Origin of the sequence: Streptomyces thermospinosisporus, from assembly GCF_039526425.1 — a bacterium.
GTDB lineage: Bacteria > Actinomycetota > Actinomycetes > Streptomycetales > Streptomycetaceae > Streptomyces > Streptomyces thermocarboxydovorans.
Genome location: NZ_BAAAIZ010000107.1, coordinates 19,795 through 31,374 on the forward strand (window position 1 = coordinate 19,795; position 11,580 = coordinate 31,374).

Consider the following 11,580-nt stretch of genomic DNA (forward strand, 5'->3'; position numbering starts at 1 on the left):
ACCCGGCGCCCTCGCCGACCCCGCCGTCCCTGTCGACCCAGTCGTTCTCATCGCCGTCACCGAACACCTCCGAGGGGCAGAGTGGCCAGCACGCCGGGCACCTGCTCCCGGTCCAGCCGGGCCAGCGCCGCGCCCGACGAGCGGGCGGCGCCCTCCAGCGCCCGCCGTGCCGCGGTCAGTTCGTCGGCGCTGCGCCCGGTCACCCGCACATGACCGCGCAGCGACACATCCCGCCCGTCCCCGGGCGCCACGGTGACGCTGACCGTGGTGGCCAGTGCGGGCACCGCCGTGATCCGCGCGACGAACTGCGGCAGCGAGGAGCCGCCGCCACCGCCCAGCGCGGGCCACTTGCGCACCCAGTACGTGGTGTGCCTGCGGTTGTCGCAGCGCCAGCTGCGGCTCGACTCCTCGGTGCGCCGCTCCTGCCGGTCCGTGCGGCCGGCCTCGGCCGTCACCAGCGGGTTGGCGCAGGCCGAGGTGGCGATGGCCGAGGTCAGCTCCTCCTCGTCCAGCACGGCGGCACGGAAGCCGGCGCCGGTGAGACGGCTGACGAGATGGTCGGCGGCACGCACCACGCACTTCTGCGCGCCCACCAGACCGCCGCCCCTGGCCGCCACCGCCTCCGGGCACAGCTCCGGGGCGAGCTTCAGCGCGATCCAGGTGATGCGGACCGCGGGCGCGCCGGTCTGCTCCTGCAGCGGGGCGTAGTTGCTGACGGCGACCGACTGGCGCGGCAGATGCAGCGCCGGCGCCGGCTGGGTGTGCAGCACCACCTGCGCCGACTCCAGGCGGATGTCGTCCACCTCCAGCGCGTCCCGCACCAGGGCCAGCGGCAGCGGACGCCGGCTGCGCTCGGCGCGCAGCGCCGTGGCGTCGGCCTCCACCTGGACCACGGCGGTGACGAAGGTCCCGTCCCCGACGAGCCCGACCGGCCGCCGGTCCCGGCCCTTGTACGAGTAGGTGCGCAGGGCCGGATCGCACTCCACGGCCGGCGCCAGACCCGGCTCGGTGCCCGGCGGGATCACCAGCGCCGCGGCGTGCTTCCGCCGGGTGCGCAGGGCGCGCGCCGTGGCCACCCACTCGGGCAGCGAACGCCCCCTGCGGCGCATGAGGGCCAGCAGCACCAGGGCGACGGCGACCGCTCCGGCGACCCCCACGGCCACCGGGCCGAGGACCCAGCCCACGAGGAGGACGGCGGCCGCCAGTTCCAGCAGAACGATCCGTTGCAGCCGGAACGATCCGGAACCGCCCGCGCGCAGCCTGAGTTGGGGACCGCCCTGCGTGGCCGCCCCCGCCCGCGTTCCGGACGCCGTCACGTACCATCCCCCCAAATTGCTCATCAACCGCCGCAGTTCAGGCACGCACACCTGATCACACAAGGCCCAGGCACCCTACCCGCTCCCCGAGTCGTCCCGCGCACCAGGCATAGTAGGGGCCACGCCCGAGATCGACGGGCGGGCGGCCGCCGCCCTGCGTCGTGCGTCCACCGCCCGCCCCGGCATGGGTGGAGACGCTGGCACACGGTCGGACACGGTCGGACACGGGCGGGGACTCGGCCGAACTCGGGCCGGACACGGGGAGAGACAGGCACCAATGGCATCGCGGCGGGATCAGCTCAACGCCTACACCTTCGCGAAGCGCCGCTTGCTCGCGGCCTTCGTCCAGTCGTCCCCGCACGGCTCGGACGAGGGAGCCCCGCGGCCCCTGCGCGGCATCCTGCCCGGCCTGATCATCGGCGTGATCGTGATGGCCGTCTTCGGCGCCTGGGGCATGTTCCGGCCCACGGCACCGAAGGGCTGGGACACCCCGGCCGAGAAGGTGATCATCGCCAGCAAGTCGACCACCCGCTACGTCGTCCTGAAGACCGGCGACCGGGTCCAGCTGCACCCGGTGCTCAACATGGCCTCCGCCAAGCTCCTCCTCGCCCCCGGCAAGGGAGACGTCGTCACCGTCAGCGAGAAGGTCCTGGACAGCGGCAAGATCCCGCACGGCGTCACCATCGGCATCCCCTACGCACCCGACCGCCTGCCCTCCGCGCAGGAGGCGGGCACCGCCAAGCGGTGGGTGGTCTGCGAACGGCCCAGCGCCGGCGGCCGGTCCATCCAGAAGGCCGCGCTGGTCCTCGCTGACCGGGAGCAGCGGCTGACCGACGGCAAGCAGCGGCTGACCGAGGGCGAACTCCTCTACGCCGCCGACCCCCAGGGCAAGCGCTACGTCGTGGACGCGGGCGGCACGGCCTACCGGATCGACCGCCTCGACACCGGCGCCGGCCTCGAACTGCTGCTGCGCACCGTCGTCGGCTCCGGACGCAAGCCCCAGCAGGTCTCCCGCGAATGGCTCGCCACCCTCCACCAGGGCGACCCCATCACCTTCCCCGAGATCGGCCAGACCCCGGGCACCCCCGCCGGTGCCCCCGGCCAACTGGACGCCACCGCCAACCGGGTCGGCATGGTCCTCAAGGCCTTCGACAACAACAAGGTCCAGTACTACGTCGTCCTGCCCGGCAGGGTCGCGCCCGTCTCCGCCTTCGTCGCCCAACTCCTGTTGTTCAGCGAGGACCTGGCCCAGCTCGGCCAGGCCGGCAAGCCGCTGGAGGTGAGCCCCGGCGCCATCGTCCCCGGCAAGCCCTTCGGCACGGAGCACCGCTGGCCCACCGGCAAGCCCCGCGCCGTCAACCAGGCCTCCCCCGGCAAGGGCAAGCGCAACACCGTCTGCAACGTGCTGCGTGGCGTCGGCGCCAACGGCACCACCACCCTGAGCACCTGGGCGGGCCAGGACTTCCCGGCGGACCTGCCGGCCGGCTGCACCAGCGCCTACGTCACCCCCGGCTCCGGCCAGCTCTACCGCCAGTTCCAGGGCACCCAGACCAAGGCGGGCCCCGTCTTCCTGGTCACCGACACCGGCCTGCGCTACGTGCTGCAGTCCAACGCCGACAGCGCCACCGACGACGCCGGGATCGGCGTCTCCGAGCAGGCGCGCAAGGAACTGGAGCGGGAGGCCCAGCAGGCCCAGACCCGCCTCGGCTACGCCGACGTGGACCCCGCGCCGATCCCCGCCGCCTGGTCCGCCTTCCTGCCCACCGGTCCCCGCCTGTCCACCGCCGCGGCCCGGCAGCCGCAGGGCTCCTGACGGGAGGCAGCCGATGCGGCACACACATTCCCTCGTACACACCCTGGCGATCACCGCGACCCTGCTGGTCACCACGCTGGGGATCGCCGCCCCCGCCGCGGCCGACGACTCCTTCACCGACGAGTGCGCCTACCCCAACAAGGTCTACCCGGGCCGCCCCTGGTACCTGCAGCGCGTGCAACTCGACGAGGTCTGGCGCCAGTCCAGGGGCAGGAACGTCCGGGTCGCCGTCATCGACACCGGCGTCGACGTCAAGAACCCCCAGCTGAAGAACGCCGTGGACGTCAACAGCGGGCGCAACCTCCTGCCCAAGGGCCTCAAGGACGAGGACGGCAACCCCGTCGAGCGCGGCAGCGAGAACGGCACCACCGACACCGTGGGCCACGGCACCAAGGTCGCCGGCATCATCGCCGCCCGGCCCGACGACAAGACAGGATTCGTCGGGCTGGCACCCGAGGCGACCATCATCCCCATCCAGCAGAACGACGCCGAGGGCCACGGCGACACCGCCACCCTCGCCGCCGCCATCCGCCACGCCATTCAGGCCGAGGCGGACGTCATCAACATCTCCCAGGACACCGCGGGCGCCGCCGAACCCGACCCCGGCCTCAAGGCGGCCGTCGACGCGGCCCTCGCCCGCGAGATCGTCATCGTCGCCTCGGCGGGCAACGACGGCCTCGGCGGCAACGTCAAGAAGACCTACCCCGCCTCCTACGAGGGCGTCCTCGCCGTCGCCGCCTCCGACCGCAACAACGAACGCGCCTCCTTCTCCCAGTCCGGCGACTTCGTCGACGTGGCGGCACCCGGCGTCGACATCATCTCCACCGTCCCCAAGGGCGGTCACTGCCTCGACAACGGCACCAGCTTCTCCGCCCCGTACGTCGCGGGACTCGCCGCCCTCATCAAGTCCAAGCACCCCGACTGGACACGGCGTCAGATCGTCGCCCAGATCGAACAGACCGCGGAACGCACCATCGCCGGCCGCGACCGGCTCGTCGGCTGGGGAGTCGTCGACCCGGTCCGCGCCCTCACCGAGGACACCCGCCCCATCGAGTCCCCCCGCCCGCAGGAGGGCCTGGCTCGCGCCAAGGCCCCCTCCGCCGCCGAACTCCCCCTCGGCGAGACCCCCGACGAGCGCAACGCACGCCTCGCCACCTACGTCTCTGTCGGGGCGGCGGTGCTGGTGGCGGGCCTCGCCGGAGCGGCGGTGGCGATCAGGGACGCGCGCCGGCGAGCCGGCAAACAGGGTGTTCACCATGGCCACTCTGCAATGTGACGAACATCGCTCCGGCGCGGACGAGTGCGTGCGTGGCCGGAAAACGTACTGATCAGGCGAGGGGAAGGAGTACAAAGCGCACCTTCTTCGCGGCATCGGCGGCTTTGCAGAAGGAAGTTGGGCTGTCGGTGCCAGTGATTAGAGTGGTGCTGATGTGATCACGTCTGCTGCACTGGGGTCACTTGTCAGTCCGACGCAGCACGGCATCGCGGCATCACCGCCGCACCACGCAGAACAACGGGGACACAACGGGGACACGGGGAGGACGGCAGAGGATGCTGCCTGCAGAGGGGGGCGGAGGCGGCGGCGCGGACCTGCGCCGCGGCGTCATGGCGCTCTCGACCTTCAAGAAGCGCATCGACGACCTGCTCACCGCCTTCGAGGCATCGGCGGGCGGATCGTCCAACGTCGGCAGGTGCAGCCTGCCCCAGACCGCCTTCGGCAGCGGCGCCTTCCCGGAGGGCACGATGCTGCACCGCGAGTACGAGCGCGTCCACGAGCGGATCACCGCGCTCTCCAAGTCCCTCGCCCTCCAGCTCGAGGCCATGCAGATCGCCGTCCACGGAGTGGACGTCAACTTCGACAACCTCGAGGAAGAGCAGCGCCGGCGGTTCCATGAGATCCGGACCACCATCAACGAGCAGTACGAGAAGGCGCTGGAGACGCAGCCCGAGCGGAGGAACCGCGCCGACCGGACGGACGCGGGGTACTGATGAGCGGCGACAAGAACACAACACCGGACCCGTACACGCAGGCCCAGGCGCAGAACGGCACACTCGACGCCGTCATGCAGATGGGCAAGGTCCTCAACCCCTTCGGTGGGACCCCCGGGCCGGGCATCCACTTCGGCCGCACCAGCTTCGAGGGCTACGACCTCAACGACATGATCGACATCGTCGAGTCCGCCAACCCGGAGCTGCTGGAGGCCGCGGGCACGGCCCTGGTCGCCGCCCGTGACGCCATCAAGGAGGCCGCCGAGGAGCTCAAGGGCAACCTGCCCGGCATCGACTGGCAGGGCGAGGCCCACACCGCCTTCGACCGCTGGGCCAAGAGCCTGGTGAAGACCGCCGAGGGCGTGGGCGACTACGCCGACGTCATCGGCACCCAGGTCCTCGCCGCCGGCGCGGGCCTCGCCTCCGTGCGCGCCTCCATGCCGCCGCGCGACACCCGCAGCGAGCGCAAGACCGTCGACGACATTCCCGAGTCGAAGCGGGTCGAGAGCAACGAGGAGTACGCGGCGGCGCTCAAGGCGGAGAAGAACCGCCAGGAGGCCATCAACCAGATGTACCGCCTGGCGTCGTTCTACACGGTGTCGGCCGGCTATATGCAGCAGGCCGAGGAGCCGGTGTTTCCGAAGATGCCGGATGTGGGGGTGCCGCCGCCGGACGACGTGTACCGGATCGAGGACCCGGCCGTAGGCGCCGGGAACCCGTCAGTGGGGCCAGCTGACGACAAGGCCACTGCTGATCGGCGCTCGGCAGCGACCGGAGTCGGGGAGTCAGGGCCGGGTGCGAAAATGCCGGCGAGCGGTCCGGTGGACGCTCTCGCTCCGCGACCGGCGGGCACGGAGATCAACAGTGTCGGTACGTTGCCGCCTCAGGAAGCCGTGAAACCGACCACTGGCACCCCGCCATCGATCGGCGGTCCTCCGGCTGCCACGGGAGCCGTGCCGCCGCCCATGGCTCCTACTGGTCCTTCCCCGGCATTCCGTGGCCCGCTGGGACGCGCAACCGGCCCCGGTGGCATCCCGGCGACGAGGATGCCTCCGTCGGCGATCCCCGGCCGGGCCGGGGCTCCGACAGGCGCTGTGCCACCCAAGGGACCGGGCCCTGTCCAGGGCCCGCGTCCTGCCGTACAGGGAGCGGGACCGGTGGGGAGCCGCGGAGCCGACCGCGCCGTGCCCACGGGGCGTACGGTCACCCCCGGACAGGCAGTTCCGCGGGCAACCGGGCCGGGGACTCGTGGCATCGTCGGCGGCATGCCGAAGCCGGTCGGCCCGGTGACCGGCCACGCCGCCGGCGCGCCGAAGGGCTCCGCTGGAGCGACTGGGGTCCCCGCCGCCGGCCGCGGCGCCGGTGTCGTCGGCGGTCGGCCCGTCACAGGCCCTACGCCGGGCAGCGCGGCTGGCCGAAACAGCGCCAAGCTGCCTCGCGGCACCGTCATCGGTGGCGAAGGCTCACCCACCCCCCGCACGACTGGAGGACAGAAGCGCGGCCAGCACGGGGTGATCGGAGCGCCTTCCGCGTCACCGCAGGCGGAGCGCTCGTCCCGTCGTTCCCCCGGCAACGCCGACGGAGTCGTCGGAATGCCCAGGGCGACGGGGCAGCCCGGCACAAGGACACGCGACCGTGTCGGAGGCACCGACGCGGCACGTGGTGATGCACGCAACTCGGGCGCACGCGACGGTCGTTCGCGGCGCGACGAACGACGCGACGACCAGGCCGCGACCGGTCGGCCGGACTGAAGCGAGGACAGGCAGAAGCAATGGTCTCAAGGTTCAAGGGACGCTCGAGGCGGAGTGTGGGCCGACCGGGGCGTCTCGGGAGGCGAGTCGCGAGTGTCGCTTCGGTGCTCAGCACCGTGGCGATCCTGTCGGCAGGTCTGGCGCCTGAGGCCGCTGCTGCGGACGTCCGGTCCCAGCAGTGGTACCTGTCGGCCATGAAGGCCGAGGAGATGTGGAAGGTCAGCACGGGCAAGGATGTGAAGGTCGCCGTCGTCGACAGCGGCGTCAACTCGAGCACACCGTCGCTGCAGGGCCAAGTGCTGACCAACGAGGTCCCGAAAGCACTCAGCTACAAGGCCACTGACGACTACAGCGGCCACGGCACCACCATGGCGGAGCTGATCGCCGGTACCGGCAAGGGCAATGGGCTGAAGGGCCTCGCCCCGGACGCCAAGATCGTCCCTTACCGCATTGCGATGGAGGACCTCAATAAAGAAGAGTCCAAAAAGGCGCCGGACATTCCGCAGGTGATCAGGGCGATCGCCGACAGTGACGTCAAGATCATCAATATGTCCTTCGGCACCAAATTCGACTGGCCTGGCCTCGATGAAGCGGTGAAGTACGCTCACAGAAAGGGCAAGTTGCTCTTCGCCGGTACGGGCAACGACGCGGAGAAGGGCGGGAAGATCGCCTACCCGGCCCGTTACCCCTACGTCGTGGGTGTCGCCGCCTCCGACGAGTCCGGCAAGGTCGGCGAGTTCTCCGAGTACGGCAACTACGTCGACCTGGCTGCCCCCGGCCTGAACGTGCCGGCCTGGTGCGACCACACCTTCCGCCGCTACTGCACCGACAGCCGAGGCACGAGCATGGCCACCGCCATCGCCTCCGCCTCCGCCGCCCTCGTCTGGTCCGCCCACCCCGACTGGACGGCCAACCAGGTCCTCGGCAGCCTCATAGACACCGCCGGCCGTGACTGGGCCCGCGACAACCCGAGCGTCTACCTCGGCTACGGCCTGATCCGCCCCCGCAAGGTGCTGGAGAAGAAGAACTACCAGCCCGGCCCGCCGAACACCGACCCCCTCGCCAAGGAGAACGTCAGGGGAGTCGTCAACGCCGACGGTGAGCCGGTGAGCGCCTCCAAGGAGCCGAAGCCGCAGCCCCCGAAGGACAACCCTGCCGACGGGGACCGCACCTCCGAGGCGGCCTCCGGCGCGGAGTCCGACAACACCACGCTGTGGGTGACGGTGGGCGCCGCGGCGGCCCTCCTGGTCATCGGGGGCGGCGCCTTCGCGGCGTACCGCTCCCGCCGAGGCACCTGACCGCCCCCCCCCTCCCGACCGCCCTCCGACACACTGCACACCCCCGCACCCTTCCTGCACACCACCTCACACGAAAGGGACGCCGACATGGCTGACGGCCGCAAGCTATACGAGGCCCAGGTACAGAAGCTCCAGACGAACGTCATCGACCGCTACGACTCGATCCGGGCCTCGCTCGCCCGCCTCCAGGGCACGATCGACATGATCGAGCGGAACTGGACGGGTCAGGGTGCTGTCGCCTTCGACAAGAAGCAGACCGAGATCAACACCCACATGGCCGCCATCGGCCGCATGCTGGACGACTTCCTCGAGGGCATCCAGCTGAACAAGACCGACAAGCGCAAGCTCGAGGACCAGATCGAGGCCGACATCGCCCAGATCTCGGTGGAGGACCTCGGCGGCAAGACCTCCGCGCTCAGCAAGTACTGACCAGGGTCACCACGCCCCGACACCCACCACCGGCCCTCAGAGAAACGAGGAAGACATGCCCGCTCCCCACTACGACGAACTCGCCGTCAAGTACGGCACGATGGACGCGCTCGCGACCGAGCTCGGCGACCAGGCCAAGAAGCTGGAGGAGGACCTCCAGGCCCTCAAGAAGGCCGTACTGGACGCAGCCGCGGGCTGGGGCGGTGAAGCCTACGAGGAGTTCACCAAGAAGACCAAGGAGTGGGACCGCCACGCCTCCGCCATCCACCAGGCCCTGGTGTCGATCGGCAAGCGCGTCGGCGCCGCCGGCGGTGACTACCGAGGCGGCGACCTGAAGGGCGCGAGCTACTTCATGTAGCAGGTCGGTCCGCAAACCGTACGGGCGACGACAGGGTGGACATGCGCGGGAGATGTCCACCCAGTCTCCCGCCGCACACGGCTGCCGGTGTTTCCGAACACCCTCAGCCGTATTCGTGCTCGCCGGTGTCGTAGCGAACTGCGTCAGACTGCGTTGCGATCCTGGCTGCGCGCAAATTTCCGCGAATCGGCGCGCTGATGGGCCGTCGTATGCGGCAAGCTTCCGATTTTCGACGGGGTGGCAGACCAGACCGGGCCGGCGAACCGAGGCGTCGCCGAGACCATCACTTGGCTCAGCTGAGCCCTGAACACATCTCGACGACATGCAGGAACACCTGAATAGACAGGTCCGGCGAATGGACGCGATCGTCGACCGCATCGAAGCGGGCTGGCAAGGACCAGCTGCGACCACGTTCCAAGCCTTCCATCGGGCGGCGGCAGCGGACGCAGTACGCATTAGCGCGGTGATCCGACACCTTGAGCAAGCCGTGCGGTTGAGCCGTGACGGCTTCACGCGGCAGGAGCTGGACATGGTGGATCAACTGCGAAGCATCCAGATGGACATTGACGGCGAGGTCGGCGAACTGTCGACGCCAAACGCGGCTCTGGCCGCGCATGCCTCCCCGCGCAGCAATCTGGACTACTTCTGTGCGCCTCCAGATCCACCACTGTTCTGTGACTAGCCATACGAAACGGGGACGCCATGCCGACCGCGAACACGGGTGACGACCGCATAACTGTGTCCCTCCCAAGCCTCAGCGAGCTAGCCTACGAACTGGAAGACATACTGAAAAAGCTCAACGGCCGTCTCGACGACCTCTACGTAATCTGACCAGCCTCATGGGCAGTATTACTGACCAGAAGAACAGTGAATGGTACGGCGCTATGCGCCAGTTCTGCAGCACGATCTGGGGCACCTCTGCGTGGGGGCTGGAGCTAGCTGGCTACGACTGGTCCAATGACTCGGCGTCGAAGAGAGGGACGAGTCATCCCGTCTTCGCAGTTCTTTTCGATACCTGCGAGACAATGGCCGATGCCATCATGCACTTCGCAAAGGCGGCTGAGGACGTCCGCTCGGACCTGCGGCGCATCTACCGAAAGGCGGTTACCGACACGCTGCCGCAAATTGACCTCAGCGACGGTGCGGACCTCAAAGATGTTAAGAATTTAGGTAAAGGCCTTCTGAAAATGGGGAAGGGTCTCGTCACCGATTTGTCTGCCGGCATTGTTCTGAACATGGACGAAGTCGCCATGAACAACGCCGTACTCGAGTACAATAATAGGGTCGAGCGTCAAACGAACCGGGTACGAGATCTTCTTGATGCGCTAGATGAAGCCTATGACAGCGCCCCAACCTTCGATGCTGAAGCGGCTCGATCAGAAGCCTTCGGTGCTCGGTCGCTGACCGAATTCAAAGGCAGCCCGCTGTATACGGTTCCCGGTGACAGTGAATCCAACCACAAATACCCGATCGATCTAGCGAACCAGGAAGGGGTCCACGGCAGTCACGTCATCGACAAGCATGTAGGAAAAACGGATGTGCAGCTGGCTCAACGCCTCAGGGACCAGCCAGGCATCGCTGCCGCTTCGTCGTTTGAGAATTTGACCATCGCTCAGAAGTCGACACAGGAGGCCATGGAATTTGTGGGACCTGCATCCGGGGGCGGCCCCAACGTAGGCGTGGATAATCCAAAGAAGATCGAGCGTTGGCTCTCCCGACCCAGGTCCGACGGATCAGTACTGTCTCTCGACCCGGTAGAATTCAATTATGTGACTGGCCGCACTGTGGAGGCGAGCCACCCGTCTGCGGGCGCTGCAAAGGATACCCATAGCGTGAAGGTCGTACTCAAATACAAGAATGGCCTTGTCCCGCCGTATGTCGTCTACACGTCAATGCCTAGCCTGCCCTGAATCTCGTATCGAGGTGTTCTTGAAGCATGAAAAGAATTGCTCTCCCTGGTTGCGTGCGGGAACACTTCGGGGAGTATTCGACCTTTGTTGCTCTGGTTTCGAGAGAGGGCGGCGACTGGGGCTCGGTTGTGGTTGAGGCAGCCAGGGCAGTTCCTGTGTTGCAGAACTTGAATGTCGCAGATCTGAAGAACACGGTTCTGGGTATCTCGAGCAAGGATGCCTTCGATGTCGCCCGACTGATCTCCGGAGGTTCGCTTCTCTACGGTCCGCCGCGTCCGATTGAGAACGCACAGCGTGACGCCTGTTTGCTCAACCTCTTCGAGGCGTTGGGCGAGCATGCTGAGTTCTTTACCAACCACGGGGAGGCGGAGGACGGGGAAACGGGCGATTTCTCGACTTTGTCATGCCACGTCAATGTTCTCGCGGAGACGACTATCGACGTCTGTCTGATCGGAGTGTCGGACAGCAAGGTGTTGATTCTATGGCGATTTGAGGACGACTGAAGCCGAAGAGGGAGTAATCCGGCGTTCCGGGCCAGTGGAAGGTCAGCACGGGCAAGGGCGTCAAGGTCGCGGTTGTCGATACCGGCGTCAACCCGAACACACCGGCGCTGAAGGGTCAGGTGCTGACCAACGAGGTTCCGAAAGCCCTCAGTTATTGATCAGAAACTCATGGGGTTCTCGTCCAGGACGTAGCGGACGTGCGGGCCGCCGAAG

At 68.3% G+C, this 11,580-nt stretch carries 12 protein-coding genes and 1 pseudogene; 12 read left to right on the forward strand and 1 reads right to left on the reverse strand.

Annotated elements, in window-relative coordinates:
- Positions 1–56: 56 nt before the first annotated feature.
- Positions 57–1,316 (reverse strand): type VII secretion protein EccE, encoded by a 1,260-nt coding sequence (gene eccE / locus ABD207_RS27970; RefSeq protein ID WP_344015982.1) that lies wholly within the window; start codon positions 1,314–1,316, stop codon positions 57–59.
- A gap of 277 nt (positions 1,317–1,593) precedes the next feature.
- Between eccE and eccB the strand changes: the two genes are divergently transcribed.
- The 12 genes and pseudogenes from eccB to ABD207_RS28030 form a co-directional block, all read left to right on the forward strand.
- Positions 1,594–3,129: a type VII secretion protein EccB gene (eccB, locus tag ABD207_RS27975; protein ID WP_344015983.1), complete on the forward strand. Its 1,536-nt coding sequence runs from the start codon at positions 1,594–1,596 to the stop codon at positions 3,127–3,129.
- A gap of 13 nt (positions 3,130–3,142) precedes the next feature.
- Positions 3,143–4,405, forward strand: a complete 1,263-nt coding sequence (gene mycP, locus ABD207_RS27980; protein WP_344015984.1) for a type VII secretion-associated serine protease mycosin — start codon at positions 3,143–3,145, stop codon at positions 4,403–4,405.
- A 275-nt stretch (positions 4,406–4,680) separates the two neighbouring features.
- The gene (locus ABD207_RS27985; RefSeq protein ID WP_344007629.1) at positions 4,681–5,118 is read left to right on the forward strand and encodes a hypothetical protein; all 438 of its coding nucleotides are present in this window, start codon (positions 4,681–4,683) and stop codon (positions 5,116–5,118) included.
- A complete protein-coding gene (locus tag ABD207_RS27990) occupies positions 5,118–6,869 on the forward strand; it encodes a WXG100 family type VII secretion target (protein WP_344015985.1) in 1,752 nt (583 codons plus the stop codon). The genes ABD207_RS27985 and ABD207_RS27990 overlap by 1 nt, the downstream gene beginning before the upstream one ends.
- Positions 6,870–6,973: 104 nt before the next feature.
- Entirely contained in the window at positions 6,974–8,167 is a 1,194-nt protein-coding gene (locus tag ABD207_RS27995) for a S8 family serine peptidase (RefSeq protein ID WP_344015987.1), read from the forward strand.
- An 87-nt stretch (positions 8,168–8,254) separates the two neighbouring features.
- A complete protein-coding gene (locus ABD207_RS28000) occupies positions 8,255–8,596 on the forward strand; it encodes a WXG100 family type VII secretion target (RefSeq protein WP_344007635.1) in 342 nt (113 codons plus the stop codon).
- Positions 8,597–8,651: 55 nt separating this feature from the next.
- On the forward strand, positions 8,652–8,954 hold the full coding sequence (locus tag ABD207_RS28005) for a WXG100 family type VII secretion target (protein WP_344007638.1): 303 nt from the start codon (positions 8,652–8,654) through the stop codon (positions 8,952–8,954).
- Between the two features lie 322 nt (positions 8,955–9,276).
- On the forward strand, positions 9,277–9,636 hold the full coding sequence (locus ABD207_RS28010) for a WXG100 family type VII secretion target (RefSeq protein ID WP_425580850.1): 360 nt from the start codon (positions 9,277–9,279) through the stop codon (positions 9,634–9,636).
- 20 nt (positions 9,637–9,656) lie between these two features.
- Positions 9,657–9,785, forward strand: coding sequence for a hypothetical protein (locus tag ABD207_RS28015; protein ID WP_344015990.1), 129 nt, complete (start codon positions 9,657–9,659; stop codon positions 9,783–9,785).
- Positions 9,786–9,793: 8 nt separating this feature from the next.
- Positions 9,794–10,864 carry an RNase A-like domain-containing protein gene (locus tag ABD207_RS28020; protein ID WP_344015992.1) on the forward strand — a complete coding sequence of 357 codons (1,071 nt, stop codon included), beginning with the start codon at positions 9,794–9,796 and terminating at the stop codon, positions 10,862–10,864.
- Positions 10,865–10,917: 53 nt separating this feature from the next.
- A complete protein-coding gene (locus ABD207_RS28025; RefSeq protein ID WP_344015993.1) occupies positions 10,918–11,367 on the forward strand; it encodes a hypothetical protein in 450 nt (149 codons plus the stop codon).
- Positions 11,368–11,402: 35 nt separating this feature from the next.
- Positions 11,403–11,522: pseudogene (locus ABD207_RS28030) on the forward strand (S8 family serine peptidase); the annotation flags it as partial.
- Positions 11,523–11,580: the final 58 nt, after the last annotated feature.